Below are 17603 nucleotides of genomic sequence, written 5' to 3'. Positions count from 1 at the left end.
GCTTAGGGCAGGACTTCCATCGCCGCCACATAGCTGGCGTTGGAACCCAGCGTTTCACCCTGGCCTTCGGTGCGGACCGAGGCGTTCAGCCAATACATGCCCGCTTCTGGCCAGGTGATGGTGAAGGCGCCCTCGGCGTTGGTCTTGAGCGTCGATTCTTCGGGGTTGTCGCGATAGCGCACGCCGCCGCGCGCCACGGTGACGTCGATGTCAGCCGCCGGCTGGCCGTTGTTCACCAGTTTGAAGGTGGCGGGTTCGCCCACGACCAGGTCGTTCGGGTGGGTGACGGGAACCAATTCAAGCCCCTCGCCGGTCGTCTTGAACACGGTGTCGGTGGGGTTGTTCAGGGTGACGAAGGTCTCGATGCGGCTGGCGGTGCGGGTCGCCTGAACATTGGTCGCGCCCTCGGGCAGGCCCGCCGGGTAGTCCGAGGCCGCGCCGCGCCAGCGCTTCTGTTCGCCGTTCAGGGTGTAGCTGGCCATCACACCGTTCATGACGTTGGCGATCTTGTAGGTGCCGTTCTGCGTCAGATGGGCGTCGAAGGTGGAGCGATACTGACCCTGCATGGCATGCTCGGGCTGAACCGCCGAACCGTCCGGCGCCGTGATGGTGAGGCCGGTCATCCGCATGGCGGCGTGGTCGGGATCGAACACCTTGTTGGACATGCCGGCGTCGAATCCGACCCAGGCGTCCGTGCCCGACAGGGTCGTGGCGGTGGGCGCCAGCCAGGCGCGGTGGGCCTGGGCGGCCATGGGGGCGGCCAGCGCTGCGGCGAGCGTCAGCAGGGCGATCGTCTTCTTCATGGTCATGATCCTTAGCGAGAGACGGCGACGCGCACGGCGCCCAGTTCGGTGGAGCCGGTTCCGGCGCCGGTGTTGGCCGCGCCCCAGCGGAAGGGTACGCGCACGACTTCGCGTCCGCCCAGTTCGCGGGCTGCCTCGACGACGATGTTGTACTGGCCGGGCTGAAGGTTGCGCAGGCGTGCGGCGGGCACGGTGACGGTCTGGCGGCCCGGCGCGCGCGTGGCGCCGGATACGCCGTCGGCCGGCAGGCTCATGGCCCGGCCGCCCTTGCGCCACCAGGTGCGCAAATCCTTCAGCCAGTCCTTGCCGTCGCCCTCGTTATTCCGGGTCTGCTGATACCAGACGGCCAGGGTGCGTTCGGCCGACTGGTCCGGCTTTTCGATCCACACCGCGACATAGGGGCGATGATACGAGGCGGTGTTCAGACGCGGAATCTCGACCGACACCGTCAGGTCGGCGGCCATGGCGGGCGCAGCGGCGGCCGCGAGGCCGACGGTGGTGATGACGACGGGAAGAAGGCGCATCGAAAAACTCGTCAGTGAATGAAGATCAGGGCGATGACGACAGGGATCAGCAGGCCCAGCGCCGCCAGCGGCCAGGTCGAGGGCCGACCCTTGGCGTGCAGGAACATCAGGCCCAGGCCCGTGACGGCGAAGATGACGCAGGCCGCCGCGAAGACGTCGATGAACCAGAACCAGACCACCCCGGCGTTGCGGCCCTTGTGCAGGTCGTTGAGGTAGGCGATCCAGCCGCGCGTCGTCTTCTCGTGCAGGGTCTCGCCGGTCGAACGGTCGATGGTGACCCAGCCGTCGCCGCCAGGCATGGCCAGGGCGACATAGACTTCTTCCGCCGTCGTCTCGGTCGGCTTGCCGGCGATCTCGACCTTGAGCGCCTCGGACGCCCACCGCGCGACAGCGTCGGGGACAGGATCGGTCGTCTCCTGCGGGAAGCTCGCCAGCCGCTGCAACAGGGGCGTCGGCAAGGTCGCGGTCTGTTCTACCGTCACCGGATCGCCGGGGATCGAGGCCGCATGGTTCAGGGTGATGCCGGTGACCGCGAACAGGATCATGCCAACCAGGCTGACCGCCGCCGAAATCCAGTGCCAGCTATGCAGTTGTTTCAGCCAGAACGACCGTGCGCCGTTCAGCGCCGCCTTAGGTTTGGGGCCCTTGGCTGCGGTTTCGGCCTGACGCTGTGTCGCGAATTCGGTCACGAGCTCGCTGTGCCATTGTTGCGAACGGGTTGCAATAGCATTTAGCGACGTCGCGACGCCTCGGGCGTCAGACCTCGGTCCAGCGCCGCAGAAGATTGTGATAGACGCCGGTCAGTTCGATCACCGCCTGATCCTTCGGCCCCTTCTCGGACGCCACGCGCTGGGTGGCGATGTCGAGGCGGAACAGGATCTCACGATCGGCGTCGTCGCGGACCAAGCTCTGCATCCACATGAAGGACGACACCCGCGCCCCGCGCGTCACCGGCGTGACGCGGTGCAGGCTCTTGGACGGATAGAGGACCAGATCGCCAGCCGGCAGCTTGATCGCCTGCGACCCGTACATCTCCTCGATGATCAGTTCGCCACCATCGTAGTCCTCGGGCTCGGACAGAAAAAGGGTCGCCGACAGGTCGCTGCGAATGCGAATCGCCCCGCCGGTGCGGGACTGGCGGATGGCGTTGTCGACGTGCAGGCCGAACTCACCCCCGCCTTCGTAGCGGTTGAACAAGGGCGGAAAGATCGTGTGCGGCAGGGCCGCCGCCACAAACATCGGATTGGCGTTCAGCGCCTGGACGACAAGGGCGGAGACCTCCTTCGCCACGTCCGAATCCTCGGGCAGTTGAAGGTTTTTCTTCGCCGTCGCCGATTGATGGCCCGAGGTGGCGTTGCCGTCCGCCCATGGCCCGGCGTCCAGTCGCGCGCGCAAAGCCTTGACCTCGGCCTTGGAGAAGACTTCCGGAATCTGCAGCAGCACGGGCGTTCTCGCTGAAAGACGAAACGGCCCCGCGGGGGATTGCGGGGCCGTCAGACTAGGCCGGGGAAGCGGCCTTTAGAAGCGCAGGTTCAGGGCCAGGATGGCCTGGCGACCTGCGGCCACGTCGGCGTGGTGAATACCGTTGGTGCGCATGATGTATTCCTCGTCCGTCGCATTCTTGACGTTTAGCTGAAGCGTCGCGCGATCCGTCAGATCATAGGCGGCGAAGGCGTCCACGCGGGTCCATTCGGGCGCATAGATGCGGTTGTTCCCGCCGCCCGCGCCGCCTTGGTTCCCGCCCAGAGATTTGGACGTGTAGTAGACGCCGCCGCCGACCGTCAGCCGGGGCAAGACGCGATAGGTGGTGAACAGGCTGGCGCTGTGCTTGGGTGTATTGGCCAGCGGCAGGCCTTGCAGCGGATTGGCGCTGGCGACCGGCGGCGTGCCCGACACGACAACGGCCGCCTTGGTCAGTTCGGAGTCCATGTAGGTATAGCCGCCGAACACGGTCCATTTCGGCGTGATGCTGCCCGACACGCCCAGTTCAAAGCCGTTGACCTCAACCTCGCCTTCCTGACGGAAGATGTTGGGCTCGACCAGGATCAGGGCGTTCTTGCGGGTCAGGTGGAAGGCGGCCGCCGACAGGGCGAGACGGTCGTTCAAGACATTGGCCTTGGCGCCGACCTCGAAGCTTTCGGTGTCTTCCGGATCCAGAACGGTGTTGGCGACGCCATCGACCGTGCCCGTACCGCCCGAGGCGTTCTGGTCGCCCGCCGAAATGGTCGGCGGCGTCGAAGAGGTCGACCAGGACACATAGACGCTGCTGTTCTGCGTCGGCTTGAACACCAAACCGACCTGATAGTTGGTGAACTCCCAGGTCTGCTCCGGAACGGCCGTGTAGCCCGTCGTGGTCCAGACGCCGGCCGACTGGGTCGCGGTCGCATTCACGCTCTTGACCGAATACTGGTCCCAGCGAACGCCCAGGTTCAGGATCAGTCGCTCGCTCAGGGTGATGCTGTCGTTGGCGTAGACGCCGATGGCTTCGGTCGTGTTCGAGCTGGTCGGGCCGCGATTGATCACGCCGGTCCAGGCGTCTTCGGGATTGGGATTATAGACCGGTGTGCAGTCTCCCGCACCCAGCGCCCCGGCCGCGGTCGGATACGACCCGGTGACGGTCGTCAGACCGGTCGGACAGGCCGAGCCCGAGGTGGTGTAGGTCGAATAGGAGGCGTTCTTGTTGTGCTCGCGCGACAGCTCCACGCCGACGTCATAGCTGTGCTTGATCGACCCGGTGGCGAACTGCCCGAAGACATCCGTCACATTGGCCAGTGTGGTGACCGGGTTCCAGCGGGTCTTGGTGCCCCGCTTCATCCAATAAGTCCCGTCCGCCGCGCGTCCGACATAGCCGCCGTCGCCGGGGTTGGTGACGATGTAGTCATTCAGCGTCTGCGAATAGCGGCTGACGTTGCGGATCGTGGCGAAATCGCTGAATCGATGCTCGGCCTTGAAGGTGAACGCATCGACCTCATTGGTCAGGTAGTCGCGCGCCTTCAGCCCATAGAAGCTGTCATAGGGCACATCCAGAACGCCGCTGTCGGTCGTGCGTGACTGAATCTTGGTGAACAACGGAATGCCGTAGTCGGGCATCTGGTCGCTCGTCAGGTGGTAGTAGCTGAAGACCATCGACGACGGCGTGCCCAGACCGGCGCCCAGGCTGATGGCCGCACCCCATTTATCGTAGTCCACGGCGTCGCGACCGGGGACGTCGCCCTGGGCGCCCATCAGGTTGATGCGCAGAGCGGCGGTCTCGCCCAGCGGCAGGTTCGCGTCGACCGTGCCGCGCAGATAGCCGTCGGTGCCCGCGCCCGCGCTGACATTGGTGAAGGCGTTCAGCTTGGGCGATTTGGAGGCCAGGTTGATACTGCCGCCGCCCGAACCGCGTCCCGAATAGACGGCGTCCGGCCCCTTGATGACCTCGACCTGCTCCAGGTTGAAGACCTCGCGCTGCTGGCCGCCCGTGTCGCGGATGCCGTCCACGAAGATGTTGTTGCCCGACGACTGACCCCGGATGAAGGGACGATCGGCCAAGGGCTGACCGCCCTCGCCTGCCCCGAAAGTGATGCCGGGGGAGTTGGACAGCAGGTCCTGCAAGGACGAGGCCGAGGTCTGTTCGATGATGGCCTGGGGGATGACCGTCACGGCGCGCGGGGTATCCACCAGGGGCGCGACGAACTCGGGGCTGACAGGAGCCGGCTTCTTGAACTGACCGTTGACGTCGATCGTGCCCAGATTGGCGGGCTGGGACTGGTCGGCCGTGACGACCACGCCGTCCTCGGCGGTCACGTCAGCGGCGATGGCGGGGGCAGCGACCAGCATGCCGGCGGCGCTGGAGGCGAACAGAAGCGAGCGGAGCGCGGCGGCGCGGGATTCGGACATAGTCTTGCGACCTTTTGGTCTGATTTTGCGATGCGCTCGCAATAACCAGCTCCACAGGAAGGCACAAGACAATTGCGAACAAATCGCAATCTTAATTAGCCGACAGCGCTGATGCTCCTCTGAGGCGCCGACGTGTCGATATCGAGCCAGGTCGGATCAGGCATGGCGCGGTGGGCGGCGGCCAGGGCTTCGGACCAACGCCGGCCCAGGTCGCGGAAATAGGGATCATCCGCCTCGATGCGACGCGCCGTGCCCGTCAGCTGGTCGCGCGGCATGACGATCAGGTCCAGCGGCGGGCCGACGGCGATGTTCGAGCGGATGGTCGAATCGAACGAGATCAGTCCCAGCTTCACCGCCTCGGACAGGGAGGTGGAGCTGTGCAGGGCGCGATCCAGAATGGGCTTCCCGTATTTCAGCTCGCCGATCTGCAGATAGGGCGTATCGGGCCCGCACTCGATGAAGTTGCCCTGCCCGTAGATCAGATACAGCCCCATCTTGCCGCCGGCGATCTGACCGCCCAGCAGCATGGAGGCGGTGACGTTCAACCCGTCTGCGGTCGGCGTCGGCGGGGTATTGATGCTGGCGCGCACGCTGGCCATAGCGTGACCCAGAAGCTGGGCGGCGCGGAACAGGGTCGGGGCGGTCTGGAGCGTTTCAAGCTCGGTGGAGTCCGGCAGTTTGACCCCGGCTGCGACCATGGCCAGCGCCGTCTGGGTGACCGACAGATTGCCCGCCGTCGCGACCGCCAGGATCCGCTCGCCCGGCGACTTGTAGATGTGCAGTTTGCGATAGGACGAGATGTTGTCCACGCCCGCATTGGTGCGCGTGTCGGCGATCATCGCCAACCCGTCGTCCACCAGCATGCCTACGCAATAGGTCACTTCGCTCTATTCGCTCCCCGCGTTGCGAATCCCCAGACGCTAACAGATTCGCGCGTCATGCCTATCGGGGCCATCCACTGGATTGCAGTTGTTGCTGGCTCTGTTGCACCGGCCGCACATTCAGGGCGACGGTCAGTTGCTCCTGGCCGCCGCCATAGCTCGTGCCCCGGATCGGGGTGGCGCCGCGCGCGTCCAGGCCGACCGCGACCCGAACATAGTGTTCGGTGGGGCAGATGCCGTTAGCCGGATCGAACCCGACCCAGCCTAGATTCTCGACCCAGGCCTCGGCCCAGGCGTGGGCGGCGTCCTGATCGTGGCGTCCGTCCTGACGGCTGAGGTGGCCCGAGACATAGCGAGCCGGCACGCCCAGCAGGCGCGCGGCCGAGATGAAGATCTGCGAATGGTCCTGACAGACGCCGCGCTTCTGGGCGAACGCTTCGGCGGCGGTGTGGGAGGCGGAGGTCGAGCCGACCTCGAACGCCACCGTATCCTTCAGCGCGCCCATCAACTGATGCATCCGGCCCAGCGTCGCGCCCTCAGGAATAGAGCGGGCGAAATCGACGATACCGGCGTCGGCCTTGGTCATCGGGGTGTCGCGCAGATAGACGATGGGCGACAGGCGTTCGGCCTGCCCTTTCACGACGCCGCCCGTCTCTACGGTCGAGACTTCGCCGGTGACGCGGATGGTCAGGGCGTCGGTCGGCCGCTCGGTGTAGAGGCTGTGAACGATGTTGCCGAACGCGTCCTCGCTGCGCCGCAGCCGGGCGTCCACATCGGTTTCGATCCGCCAGTCGCGGACCTGCTGGCTCTCACACGACTTGGGCGTCAGGCGCAGCATCTGGATGATGAACCGCGCGGGCCGGGCGTAGGCGTAGCGGGTGGAGTGATCGATCCGGATCCGCATGGTCAGACCAGATACTGTTCGTGGACGGCCGCGGCCAAGGCGTTGTTCTCGTTCAGGAAGCCCTGAATGTATTCGTGCAGGCCGGACTGGAAGATGTCCTCGATCTTGGCCTCGTTGAATTGGCTGAGGCGGTTGGAGGCCAGCCGTTGCGCGGGGCCGCGCCGACCGTAGTCGGTCGCCAGCTTCTCCAGATAGCTGACGATCATGCCCTGACATGAGGCCAGCGAGCGCGGCATCTGGCGGTTCAGCACCAGCAGGTCCGCCACCAGCCAAGGCCGCACGCTTTCGCGGTAAACCCAGCGATAGGCGGTCAATGCCGAAACCTCGCGCAGAAGGGTCGTCCACTGGAAGTAGTCCAGTTGCCCCCCCACCCGCTCGCCGGGCGGCAGCAGCAGATGATATTTTACGTCCAGCAGGCGCGCGGTGTTGTCGGCCCGCTCGATCGCCATGCCCAATCGCAGGAACCAGTAGGCGTCGTTCCTGAGCATGGTCCGCGACGAGGCGCCTTCGACCGCCAGGGACGTCGATTTCACGAAGTCGAGGAAGTTGGTGAAGTCGTCGCGCTTGGTCGGTTCGCCCAGTTCGTTCAGACCGTTCCAAGCGCCGTTGATCGCCTCCCACAGTTCGATGGTCAGGGCGGTGCGCACCGAGCGCGCATTGGTCCGCGCCTTGGTGATGCAGGCCTTGATCGAGGTCGGATTGTCGAAGCCGAAGGCCAGATATTCCCGCACGGACTTTTCCGACACGGTGCGTCCGGTCGCGTCGAAGCCGGCCTTGACCCCCGACGAGGCGATGGCCCCGGCCCAGGCGGTCACCGCGGCCTGATCCTTGGCCGGCAGGGCGGCGAGACGGATCGCAGCCTCCAGAATGCGGGCGAGGAAGTCCGCCCGCTCCATGTAGCGGCCGGTCCAGTAGAGGCTGTCTGCAGTGCGTGAAAGCATCAGTTGTCCAGCACCCAGGTGTCCTTGGTTCCGCCGCCCTGGCTGGAGTTCACTACCAGCGACCCTTCCTTCAACGCCACCCGCGTCAAACCGCCGGGCGCGACGCGCACGCCGGCCGGGCTGGACAGGACGAAGGGCCTGAGGTCGACGTGGCGGGGCGACAGGGCGCCGCCGTTCAGCGTCGGAGCCGTCGACAGGCTCAGCGTCGGCTGGGCGATGAAGTCGTCGGGATCGGCAATCAGCTTGGCGCGGAAATCCTCGATCTCGGCCTTGGTCGAGGTCGGCCCGACCAGCATGCCGTAACCGCCCGATCCGCCGACTTCCTTGACCACCAGTTCCGGCAGCTTATCCAGCACTTCCTTCAGGGCGTCCGGCTCGCGACAGCGCCAGGTCGGCACGTTCTGCAGGATCGCGTCCTCGCCCGTGAAGAAGCGGATGATCTCGGGCATGTAGGTATAGACGGCCTTGTCGTCGGCTACGCCCGTCCCCACCGCATTGGCCAGGGTCACCCGCCCGGCGAAATAGGCCGACATCAGCCCCGGCACCCCAATGGTGGAGTTGGGCATGAAGGTCAGGGGATCGAGGAAGTCGTCATCGATGCGGCGATAGATGACATCGACGCGCTTGGGCCCCTCGGTCGTGCGCATGAAGACCGTGTCGTCATTGACGAACAGGTCCGTGCCCTGAACCAGCTCGACGCCCAGCTTGTCGGCCAGGAAGCTGTGCTCATAGTAGGCCGAGTTGAAGGGGCCGGGCGTCAGCACGACGATGGTCGGATCCGCCCCCGCCCCTGCCGGCGCCGAGGCCTGCAACGAGCGCAGCAGCATGTCGGTGTAGATCTCGACGGGACGCACGGCGTGTTCCGCGAACAGGTCGGGGAACAGCCGCATCATCATCTCGCGGTTCTCCAGCATATAGGAGACGCCCGACGGCGTGCGGCAGTTGTCTTCGAGAACATAGAAGCCGTCCTCACCGGTGCGCACTAGATCGACGCCCGAGATATGGCACCAGACGTCGCCCGGCGGACGACGCCCCTGCATCTCCGGCCGATAGTGCGGATTGGTCAGGATCAGATCGGCCGGGACAATGCCCGCCTTGATGCAGTCCTGCGGCCCATAGATGTCTTTGAGGAAGGCGTTGATGGCGGTGACCCGCTGCCTCAGCCCCTTTTCCAGACCGCCCCACTCGTCCGCGCCGATGATGCGCGGCACGACGTCGAAGGGGATCAGCCGTTCGTTGGATTCCTCGTCGCCATAGACGGCGAAGGTCACGCCCATGCGGCGGAAGAACAGCTCCGCCTGGCGCGAGCGCGCCTGCAGCAGATCGGCCGGCGCGTTTTCCAGCCACGCCGCCAGCGTCTTGTAGCTGTCGCGGATCGCACCCGATCCGCCGCCGTTCATTTCGTCGAAAGCTCTCGTCATCCGCCCCCGCCGCGTTGAAGTCGCAGCTTGAACGGTCACGAACGTAAAGCGCAACAGTTTTGTTGCACTGCGGCGACGTTGTCTCCTCCCCGTGGAGCGGGGAGGTGGCGCGGCGCACCTTGCGCCGTGACGGAGGGGTTCTTCACCGCATCACTTGCGCCTGTGAGACTTCAAGAACCCCTCCACCGCTGCGCGGTCCCCCTCCCCACAAGTGGGGAGGAGACAAATTAGTCCGCCGCCACCGCCTTCATCGACACCGCCGGATCGGCCAGCTTGTCCACGTCCACAGGCGTCGCCTTGGCGATCAACTGCTTGCCGGCCATGAACTCGGGCGGAGCGTTGACGGCCTCGACGCAGACGATGCGGTCGCCGTTCAGATGGAAGACGGCAAAGCCCGACGCCGTCGGGTCGCCGCGCACCACCTGTCGGTCGGCGTCGAACGGCAGGCCGGCGATCTGAAGCTTGACGTCATACTGATCCGACCAAAACCACGGCACTTCCGGCGTCGGTCCGGCCCGTCCGACGATGGCTGCGGCCGCCTGCTTGGCCTGCTCTAGGGCGTTGGGCACGCTTTCCAACCGGTGATGCACGCCGCCGTGGACCGGAATGGGTCGTCGCGTCATGTCGCCGATGGCGAAGATCGCCGGGTCGCTGGTGCGCGCCTCAGCGTCCACCACCACGCCGTCGTCGCAGGTCAGGCCGGCCGATCGCGCCAAGGCGTCGCAAGCCAATGCGCCGACCCCCACCAACACCGCATCCGCCGACACCACCGATCCGTCGGCCAGGGTCACGCCGTCGCGGGCCACGGCGACCACCTCCGCGTTCGTCAGGATTTCGACGCCGTGCGCCCGGTGCTGCGCCGTGAAGAAGGCCGACAGGGTCTCGGACGCCACCCGCGCCAGCACGCGGGGCGCGCGCTCAATCACCACCGCCTCGGCGCCCAAGGCCCGCGCCGACGCCGCCGCCTCCAGCCCCACATATCCGCCGCCGACGACAGCCAGACGCTTGCCGGGCCCGAGAACCGCCTTCAGTCGCTCGGCGTCCTTCATCGTGCGCAGTTCCAGCAGATCGGAATGATCCCCGCCCGGAACCGGCAGCTTGCGCGCCATCGAACCGGTCGCCAGCACAAGGATGTCGTAGGTCTCGGACGACCCGTCATCAAAGACGACCGTTTTCGCGTCAGGATCCACCGCCACGGCGACCATCGAGGCCCGGAAGTCGATGTTCTGCTCGGCATAGAAACTCAGCGGCCGCAGCAGCAGCGCCTCCAGATCCGCCTCGCCCTTCAGCCAGGCCTTGGACAGCGGCGGCCGCTGATACGGCGGCGCACCCTCCTCGCCCGCCAGCACAATGGGGCCTTCATGCCCATACTGCCGCAGGAAGGCCGCGACGGAGCCGCCCGCGTGCCCGGCGCCGATGATGAGAACCTTGGTCATGGGCGGACAGATAGAGCGGTGCGCGGGCGGGTGTAAGTCGTGATTGGTGAATCGTGAGCCGTGAATGACGTCTGCCCTTTCAATCACAAGTCACGCGTCACGTCTCACCACCTCTTGACCGTTCCACCGTTACAGCATAGTGGAACGCGCATGACGACCCCGCCCGCCCGTGACGACCTGCATGACGCCTTGCTGTCGATGCAGACGCGCGCCGAGATCGACGCCTTTCTGGCCGATCTTTGCACGCCTGCGGAACTGCGCGCCTTCTCCGAGCGCTGGCAGGTCGCGCGCCTGCTCGACGCCGGCGGCAAATCCTATCGCGAGATCGCCGCAGAGGCCCATGCCAGCCCCACCACCGTCGTTCGCGTCGCCCGCTATCTGAAAGACATGCCGCATCAGGGCTATCGCCTCGCCCTGGACCGCCTGAAGAACAAGAACTGAGTATCCGAATATGAGCACCGTGCAGGGCCGGCTTCGCATCGCCGTCCAGAAATCTGGCCGTCTGGCCGACCGCAGCCTCGACCTGATCCGCGACGCGGGCCTGAAATGGGTCAAGGGTCACAACGACCTGCTGTACCGGGTCGAGAACTATCCGATCGACCTGCTGCGCGTCCGCGACGACGACATTCCCACCTTCGTGGCGGACGGCGTCTGCGACCTGGGCATCGTCGGCGAGAACGTGCTGGAGGAGGGCCGCAACGGCGGGCCCAACGCCTCGATCGTCATGCCGCTGGGCTTCGGTCGCTGCACGCTCAAGATCGCCACGCCTCCGACGCTTGCCTATGACGGTCCAGCCTCGCTGGACGGGCTGCGCATCGCCACCTCCTATCCTAAAATCCTGCGCCGCTTCCTCGACGAACGCGGGGTCAAGGCCGACATCGTGGTGATGCGCGGGGCCGTCGAGGTCGCGCCCCGGCTGAAACTGGCCGCCGCCATCTGCGACCTGGTCTCGACCGGCGCGACGCTGGAGGCCAACGGCCTGGGGGCCAAGGATACGGTTCTGGAAAGCCAGGCCGTGCTGATCCAGTCGCCCGTGGCGCCCGAGCCCGCCTTGCAGCAGCTGTTGGACAGCGTCATCGAGCGGATGGCGGGCGTCGTGTCCTCGCAAGGCGCCAAATACGTCATGCTGAACGCCCCGCGCTCGGCCCTGGACGAGATCACCGCCATCCTGCCCGGCGCCGGCTCGCCCACCGTCATGCCCTTGATGGGTCGCGACGATGCGGTCGCCGTCCACGCCGTCTGTCAGGAGGCCGTCTTCTGGGAGACGCTTGAGAAGCTGAAGGCCGCCGGCGCCTCGGCCATTCTGGTCCTGCCGATCGAGAAGATGATGTGATGAAACGCATCGACTGGTCTTCCCTCGACGCCGCCGGCAAGACGGCCGCCCTCGCCCGCCCGGCACAACGCACCGCCGGCGACGTGACCGAGGTCGTGCGCACCATCCTGGACGACGTGCGCCAGCGCGGCGGCGCGGCCGTAACCGACTGGTGCCTGAAGCTGGACAAGGCGCCGCCCCGTCGCATCGCCATCACGCCCGAGGCCGTCGCCGAGGCGCGCAACGCCCTGCCGCCCGGCGACGTGCGCGCCCTGCGCATGGCGGCCGACAATGTGCGCGTCTTCCACCAGGCGACCCGGCCCGAGGACACTCCCTTTATCGAGACGACGCCCGGCGTGCGGTCCAAACTGGCCTGGCGTCCCATCGCCTCGGCCGGCCTCTACATTCCCGGCGGCACCGCGCCGCTGTTTTCGTCGCTGCTGATGCTTGCCATTCCGGCCGGCGTCGCGGGCGTGGGCCAGCGCGTCGCTGTCACGCCGCCGAACAAGGACGGCGGCATCCACCCCGCCATGATCCTGGCCGCCGCAGAGGCGGAGCTGGACGCCATCTGGTTGATGGGCGGGGCCCAAGCCATCGCCGCCCTGACCTTCGGCGTCGAGATGGAGGACGCGGTCATTCCGGCCTGTGACAAGCTGTTCGGACCCGGCAACGCCTATGTGGCCGAGGCCAAGAAGCAGGCGAGCGCCCTGCCAGGCGGTCCCGCCGTCGACATGCCGGCCGGCCCGTCGGAGTTGATGGTCATCGTCGATCGCGACGCCGCGCCCGAGATCGCCGCCGCCGACCTGCTCAGCCAAGCCGAGCACGATGCGGATGCGCAGGTTCTGCTGGTCTCCACCAGCCGCGCCACCATCGACTACATCCTGAGCGAGGTGGAGGTGCAGGTCGCGACCCTGCCGCGCGAAGCCATCGCCCGCGCCTCGCTGAACGAAGCCCGCGCCATCCTGGTCCGCGACCTCGACGCCGCCGCAGAAGTCGCCAACCTCTATGGCCCCGAACACCTGGCGATCCAGATCGACGATCCCGAGCCGCTGGTCGATTCGGTCAAGGCCGCCGGGGCCGTCTTCGTCGGCCGGTTCGCCGCCGAGACCCTGGGCGACTACGCCGCCGGTCCCAGCCACGTCCTGCCGACCGACGGGGGCGCCCGCACCCTGGGCGGCGTCACCACCGCCAGCTTCATGACCACCATGTCGGTCCAGCTGGTGACCGAGGCCGGCGCCCGTCAGCTTGCGCCCATCGCCGCCCGTCTGGCCCGGATGGAGGGACTGGAAGCCCACGCCCGCGCCGCCGACCTGAGGGCCGAAGGATGACCCTGCCCGCTCCCTATCCGCCGCTGGTTTCCGGCGGCGAAGGTCTGGATCGCTATCCCGACGACACCTCCGCCCTCGCCGCACGCATGGCCGCCGTCTATGGCGTCCCTGCCGAACAGGTGCTGCCGGTGCGCGGCCTGACCCACGGGTTGGAACTGGCCTGGCGCCTCGCCGCTCGCGACGGGGGATCGGTCGAGGCCCCGAAGGCCGAGCCCTACGACAGCCTGGCCGCCATCTATCCGAACAAGGGCGAACCTGCCGTCGTCGTGATCCGAGCGCTTGGCTCGCCTGAGGCCGTCGGCGAAATGGCCGCCCGCGTCTCCCCCGCGCTGCTGATGGTGGACGAGGGGCTGATTGAGTTCTCCGACAGCGTCTCGGCCGTGACCGTCGTCGCCGATCAGCCGAACCTGATCGTGCTGCGCAGCCTGTCCCTGGCCTATGGCTTGGCCGGCGCCCGCGTGGGCGCCGCCATCGCCCAGGCCCCGACACTGGCTCGCCTCGCCTCGGTTCTGGAGCCGTACGCCCTGCCCGAACCGCTGGTTCGGCTGGCGATGCAGGCGCTCGATCCGTCGCGGATGATCGAGACCGCCGAGCGGATCGCCTCGGTCCGGCGCGAGCGCGAACGGGTCGTGCGCGAGCTGGGTCGCCAGATGCCGGTCGAACCGGGCGTTGGTCCCATCATCATGGCGCGCCCCGAAGAGCCTGCCGCCGCCCTGGCCGGTCTGAAGTCTTATGGCGTCGAGGCCGATCTGTCCGGCGAGCGTCTGCGACTGCCCATCTCGATCAAGTCCGAGGTCAACGACCGGCTGCTCGCCGCCTTCGGCCTGACGCCGGCCAAGCGCCGGCCCGCCCGCGTTGGTCAGGCCGTGCGCGACACCAAGGAAACCCGCATCGTCTGCGCCGTCGATCTGGATGCGCCCGGCCCGGTGAAAATCGAGACCGGCGTCGGCTTCTTCGATCACATGTTGGAGCAGATCGCGGCCCACGGCGGCTTCTCCCTGCGTCTGCAATGCGAAGGCGACCTGCACACCGATCCGCACCACACGATCGAGGACAGCGCCATCGCCCTGGGGCAGGCGTTGAAACAGGCGTTGGGCGAGCGCAAGGGCATCGCCCGCTACGGCTTCGTCCTGCCGATGGACGAGGCGAATGCGACTGTCTCGATCGATCTTTCCGGCCGCCCGTATCCGCTGTTCGAGGGCACCTTCGAGACGCCCTTCATCGGCGACTACCGCACCGACCTGACCGCCCACGTCTTCCGGTCGCTGGCCGAGGCCATGGGCGCGGCTGTCCACATCAAGGTCACGGGCCAGGACGACCATCACAAGACCGAAGCCGTCTACAAGGCTTTCGGCCGCGCCCTGCGCCAGGCCATCCGCGTCGAGGGCGACGCCGTGCCGTCCACCAAAGGTGTGCTGTGACCGAGGTCGCCGTCATCGCCTACGGCGCCGGCAATGTCGCCTCGGTCCAGTTCGCGCTGGAGCGGCTGGGCGCGGCCGTTCGCCTGACCGACGATCCCGCCGTCATCGCCGAGGCCGAACGGGTGATCCTGCCTGGCGTAGGCGCGGCCGGATACGCCATGAAGCGCCTGTCGGACTTGGGTCTGATCGCGCCGATCCGCGCCTTCCCGCGCCCCCTGCTGGGTGTCTGCCTGGGTCAGCAACTGCTGTTCGGATCGAGCGACGAGGGCGACGGCGTCGATCTGCTGGGTCTCATTCCCGGCGCGGTGACCCGGCTGAAGCCTGAGGGCGATCTGCCGGTGCCGCACATGGGCTGGAGCCGGTTGACGCGCGACCGCGACGACGCCTTGCTGGAGGGCGTCGCCGACGGCGCCTATGCCTATTTCGTCCACGGCTTCGTCTGTCCCGACGGACCGGCGACCTTGGCGCGCGCCGACTATGGCGGCGTCGTTCCGGCTGTGGTTCGATCCGCCAACCGCTGGGGCTGCCAGTTCCACCCCGAACGCTCGGCTGAGGCCGGGGCGACCATCCTCAAGAACTTCCTGGGCCTGTCATGCTGATCTACCCCGCCATCGACCTGAAGGACGGCGTCTGCGTGCGCCTGATGCACGGCGACTTCGCCCAAGTGACGCATTATGACCATCAACCGGCTGCCCGCCTGACAACCTTTGCGGCCGAGGGCGCGGAGTGGATCCACATCGTCGACCTAGACGGAGCCGAGGCGGGCGAGGCGCGTCAGCACGCCCTGATCGGCGAACTGACCCAGGCCATCGACGTCAAGGTGCAGTCGGGCGGCGGCGTGCGCAGCGCCGACGATCTGAAAAAGCTACTGGACGCCGGCGTGTCGCGCGTCGTCGTAGGCTCCTTGGCGGTGACCCAACCTGAGGCGGTGGCCAACTGGCTGGAAACCTTCGGCGTCGAGCGCATCACCCTGGCCCTGGATGTCAAGATCGAGAACGGCGTGCCGGTGCCTGCACTGAAGGGTTGGACCCAGTCCTCGGGCATGACGCTTTGGGAGGCGCTGGATCGGTATCCCAAGGGGACGGCCAAACACCTGCTGGTGACCGATGTCGGTCGTGACGGCGCTCTGACCGGGCCGAACCTGGACCTGCTGGCCGAGATCCGCAGCCGTCGGCCGGATCTGGTGTTGCAGGCCTCGGGCGGCGTTTCCTCGCTGGACGACATCGCTGCGGTCAAGGCGCTGGGCTGTCACGGCGCCATCGTCGGACGCGCGCTCTACGAGAACTGCTTCAGCCTGCCCGAGGCGATCGCGGCGGCCAAACGCTCGTGACGGCGCGGCGGATCATTCCCTGCCTGGACGTGAAGGACGGCCGGGTGGTCAAGGGCGTCAAGTTCGTCGGTCATACCGACATGGGCGACGCGGCCGAGCTGGCCGCCCGCTATCGCGACGCAGGCGCCGACGAACTGGTCTTCTACGACATCACCGCCAGTCCCGAAGGGCGGACGCTGGACTATGGCTGGATCAAGGACATCGCCCGACTGCTGGACATTCCGTTCTGCGTCGCCGGCGGCATTCGCAGCGTGGATCAGGCGGCGCGCTGTCTGGACCACGGAGCGGACAAGGTCTCGATCAACTCCCCGGCTCTGGAACGGCCCGAACTGATCGCCGACATGGCGGCGCGGCTGGGCAGCCAGTGCGTCGTCGTCGGCGTCGACAGCCGGTTTGAGGACGGCGACTGGGTGGTCCACAAATATACCGGCGACCCCGATGCACGCCGTCATGCCGGCAAACGCACGCTGGACTGGCTGGACGAGGCGCAGAGCCTGGGCGCCGGAGAGATCGTGCTGAACTGCATCGATCAGGACGGCGTTCGGCGCGGCTATGACATCGAGCAACTGTCCGCCGCGCGGGCACGTCTGACCATTCCCCTGATCGCCTCGGGCGGCGCCGGCGCGCCCGATCATTTCAAGGCTGTGTTCGAGCAGGCCGACGTCTCCGGCGCCCTGGCCGCCAGCGTCTTCCACACCGGCGCCATCGCCATTCCGGACCTGAAACAATACCTGGCCGACGAAGGCCTGGAGATGAGACTGTGATCGACCCGAACACCATCGACTTCGCCAAGGGCGCCGGCCTGGTCCCCGTCGTGGTGCAGGACGCCGCCACGCTGCAGGTCCTGACCCTGGCCTATATGGATCGCGCTGCGCTGGACGAGACGATCGCATCCGGCGAGGCCACCTTCTTCTCGCGCTCGCGCAGGGGGCGGTGGAGGAAGGGCGAGACCTCGGGCGACCGGCTTCACGTCGTCTCTATCACGGCCGACTGCGACGCCGACGCCATCGTGTTGGGCGTCAGGCCGGTCGGAAACGCCTGCCACCTGAACCGGACGAGCTGTTTCGGAGAGGCTGACGCGCCGGGCTTGGGTCGGATCGCCCGGCTGGAGCGAACCATCGCCGAACGGGCCGCCGCCGATCCGTCCGAAAGCTGGACTGCTCGACTGATCGCACAGGGGCCCAAACGCATCGCCCAGAAGGTTGGTGAGGAGGGCGTGGAGACCGCTCTGGCCGGCGTCGCCGGCCCGGACGAGGAACTCGCCAGCGAGGCTGCGGATTTGATCTACCACCTGCTCGTTCTTCTCCATGCCCGTAACATGGTGTTTCAGGACGTGCTGGACGTGTTGGCCTCGCGAGCGGAAGCGGCCAAAGACAGCGGCTAGACCGTAAAGGCGTGCGTCCCGACAAATGGGATCATCGAG

At 67.0% G+C, this 17603-nt stretch carries 18 protein-coding genes; 8 read left to right on the top strand and 10 right to left on the bottom strand.

Going from position 1 to position 17603, the window contains the following annotated elements; genetic code table 11:
* Positions 1-2: 2 nt before the first annotated feature.
* From ASF31_RS00605 to ASF31_RS00560, 10 genes are all read right to left on the bottom strand, one after another.
* Positions 3-803, bottom strand: a complete 801-nt coding sequence (locus ASF31_RS00605; RefSeq protein WP_055753323.1) for a DUF4198 domain-containing protein — start codon at positions 801-803, stop codon at positions 3-5.
* An 11-nt stretch (positions 804-814) separates the two neighbouring features.
* Positions 815-1327: a DUF2271 domain-containing protein gene (locus ASF31_RS00600; RefSeq protein ID WP_055752840.1), complete on the bottom strand. Its 513-nt coding sequence runs from the start codon at positions 1325-1327 to the stop codon at positions 815-817.
* Between the two features lie 11 nt (positions 1328-1338).
* Positions 1339-2016, bottom strand: coding sequence for a PepSY-associated TM helix domain-containing protein (locus tag ASF31_RS00595; RefSeq protein WP_082464937.1), 678 nt, complete (start codon positions 2014-2016; stop codon positions 1339-1341).
* 67 nt (positions 2017-2083) lie between these two features.
* Positions 2084-2770: a Fe2+-dependent dioxygenase gene (locus tag ASF31_RS00590; protein WP_055752839.1), complete on the bottom strand. Its 687-nt coding sequence runs from the start codon at positions 2768-2770 to the stop codon at positions 2084-2086.
* Between the two features lie 75 nt (positions 2771-2845).
* Positions 2846-5206, bottom strand: a complete 2361-nt coding sequence (locus tag ASF31_RS00585; protein WP_055752838.1) for a TonB-dependent siderophore receptor — start codon at positions 5204-5206, stop codon at positions 2846-2848.
* Between the two features lie 95 nt (positions 5207-5301).
* Positions 5302-6087 (bottom strand): hypothetical protein, encoded by a 786-nt coding sequence (locus ASF31_RS00580; RefSeq protein ID WP_055752837.1) that lies wholly within the window; start codon positions 6085-6087, stop codon positions 5302-5304.
* Between the two features lie 61 nt (positions 6088-6148).
* Positions 6149-6991 carry a transglutaminase family protein gene (locus ASF31_RS00575; RefSeq protein ID WP_055752836.1) on the bottom strand — a complete coding sequence of 281 codons (843 nt, stop codon included), beginning with the start codon at positions 6989-6991 and terminating at the stop codon, positions 6149-6151.
* A 2-nt stretch (positions 6992-6993) separates the two neighbouring features.
* Positions 6994-7932 (bottom strand): alpha-E domain-containing protein, encoded by a 939-nt coding sequence (locus tag ASF31_RS00570; protein ID WP_039244207.1) that lies wholly within the window; start codon positions 7930-7932, stop codon positions 6994-6996.
* Positions 7932-9353, bottom strand: coding sequence for a circularly permuted type 2 ATP-grasp protein (locus ASF31_RS00565; protein WP_055752835.1), 1422 nt, complete (start codon positions 9351-9353; stop codon positions 7932-7934). Before ASF31_RS00565 ends, ASF31_RS00570 begins: the two co-directional genes overlap by 1 nt.
* A 227-nt stretch (positions 9354-9580) precedes the next feature.
* Positions 9581-10789, bottom strand: a complete 1209-nt coding sequence (locus ASF31_RS00560) for an NAD(P)/FAD-dependent oxidoreductase (RefSeq protein WP_055752834.1) — start codon at positions 10787-10789, stop codon at positions 9581-9583.
* A gap of 150 nt (positions 10790-10939) precedes the next feature.
* Here ASF31_RS00560 and ASF31_RS00555 point away from each other — a divergent pair, with 150 nt between their 5' ends.
* The 8 genes from ASF31_RS00555 to hisIE are packed head-to-tail and all read left to right on the top strand — an operon-like array spanning position 10940 to position 17564.
* Positions 10940-11230 (top strand): YerC/YecD family TrpR-related protein, encoded by a 291-nt coding sequence (locus ASF31_RS00555; protein ID WP_017504407.1) that lies wholly within the window; start codon positions 10940-10942, stop codon positions 11228-11230.
* A gap of 10 nt (positions 11231-11240) precedes the next feature.
* Positions 11241-12122, top strand: coding sequence for an ATP phosphoribosyltransferase (hisG, locus tag ASF31_RS00550; protein ID WP_055752833.1), 882 nt, complete (start codon positions 11241-11243; stop codon positions 12120-12122).
* Positions 12122-13429 (top strand): histidinol dehydrogenase, encoded by a 1308-nt coding sequence (gene hisD / locus ASF31_RS00545; protein WP_055752832.1) that lies wholly within the window; start codon positions 12122-12124, stop codon positions 13427-13429. The genes hisG and hisD overlap by 1 nt, the downstream gene beginning before the upstream one ends.
* Positions 13426-14850 (top strand): imidazoleglycerol-phosphate dehydratase HisB, encoded by a 1425-nt coding sequence (hisB, locus tag ASF31_RS00540; RefSeq protein ID WP_055752831.1) that lies wholly within the window; start codon positions 13426-13428, stop codon positions 14848-14850. Before hisD ends, hisB begins: the two co-directional genes overlap by 4 nt.
* A complete protein-coding gene (hisH, locus tag ASF31_RS00535; RefSeq protein ID WP_055752830.1) occupies positions 14847-15449 on the top strand; it encodes an imidazole glycerol phosphate synthase subunit HisH in 603 nt (200 codons plus the stop codon). Before hisB ends, hisH begins: the two co-directional genes overlap by 4 nt.
* Entirely contained in the window at positions 15443-16180 is a 738-nt protein-coding gene (gene hisA, locus ASF31_RS00530) for a 1-(5-phosphoribosyl)-5-[(5-phosphoribosylamino)methylideneamino]imidazole-4-carboxamide isomerase (protein WP_055752829.1), read from the top strand. Before hisH ends, hisA begins: the two co-directional genes overlap by 7 nt.
* Positions 16177-16944, top strand: coding sequence for an imidazole glycerol phosphate synthase subunit HisF (hisF, locus tag ASF31_RS00525; protein WP_055752828.1), 768 nt, complete (start codon positions 16177-16179; stop codon positions 16942-16944). Before hisA ends, hisF begins: the two co-directional genes overlap by 4 nt.
* The gene (gene hisIE, locus ASF31_RS00520) at positions 16941-17564 is read left to right on the top strand and encodes a bifunctional phosphoribosyl-AMP cyclohydrolase/phosphoribosyl-ATP diphosphatase HisIE (RefSeq protein WP_055752827.1); all 624 of its coding nucleotides are present in this window, start codon (positions 16941-16943) and stop codon (positions 17562-17564) included. The genes hisF and hisIE overlap by 4 nt, the downstream gene beginning before the upstream one ends.
* Positions 17565-17603: the final 39 nt, after the last annotated feature.

The organism is Brevundimonas sp. Leaf280 (assembly GCF_001422455.1).
Classification (GTDB): Bacteria; Pseudomonadota; Alphaproteobacteria; order Caulobacterales; family Caulobacteraceae; genus Brevundimonas.
The sequence above is the reverse complement of the archived record's forward strand: the minus strand, read 5'-3'. Positions and strand labels throughout refer to the sequence as shown.

Excerpts from the sequence above, each read along its gene's own strand:
- ASF31_RS00605 (WP_055753323.1), bottom strand. The coding sequence starts at position 803 with ATGAAGAAGACGATCGCCCTGCTGACGCTCGCCGCAGCGCTGGCCGCC.
- ASF31_RS00600 (WP_055752840.1), bottom strand. The coding sequence starts at position 1,327 with ATGCGCCTTCTTCCCGTCGTCATCACCACCGTCGGCCTCGCGGCCGCC.
- ASF31_RS00585 (WP_055752838.1), bottom strand. The coding sequence starts at position 5,206 with ATGTCCGAATCCCGCGCCGCCGCGCTCCGCTCGCTTCTGTTCGCCTCC.
- ASF31_RS00575 (WP_055752836.1), bottom strand. The coding sequence starts at position 6,991 with ATGCGGATCCGGATCGATCACTCCACCCGCTACGCCTACGCCCGGCCC.
- ASF31_RS00570 (WP_039244207.1), bottom strand. The coding sequence starts at position 7,932 with ATGCTTTCACGCACTGCAGACAGCCTCTACTGGACCGGCCGCTACATG.
- ASF31_RS00565 (WP_055752835.1), bottom strand. The coding sequence starts at position 9,353 with ATGACGAGAGCTTTCGACGAAATGAACGGCGGCGGATCGGGTGCGATC.
- ASF31_RS00560 (WP_055752834.1), bottom strand. The coding sequence starts at position 10,789 with ATGACCAAGGTTCTCATCATCGGCGCCGGGCACGCGGGCGGCTCCGTC.
- ASF31_RS00555 (WP_017504407.1), top strand. The coding sequence starts at position 10,940 with ATGACGACCCCGCCCGCCCGTGACGACCTGCATGACGCCTTGCTGTCG.
- hisG (WP_055752833.1), top strand. The coding sequence starts at position 11,241 with ATGAGCACCGTGCAGGGCCGGCTTCGCATCGCCGTCCAGAAATCTGGC.
- hisD (WP_055752832.1), top strand. The coding sequence starts at position 12,122 with ATGAAACGCATCGACTGGTCTTCCCTCGACGCCGCCGGCAAGACGGCC.
- hisB (WP_055752831.1), top strand. The coding sequence starts at position 13,426 with ATGACCCTGCCCGCTCCCTATCCGCCGCTGGTTTCCGGCGGCGAAGGT.
- hisA (WP_055752829.1), top strand. The coding sequence starts at position 15,443 with ATGCTGATCTACCCCGCCATCGACCTGAAGGACGGCGTCTGCGTGCGC.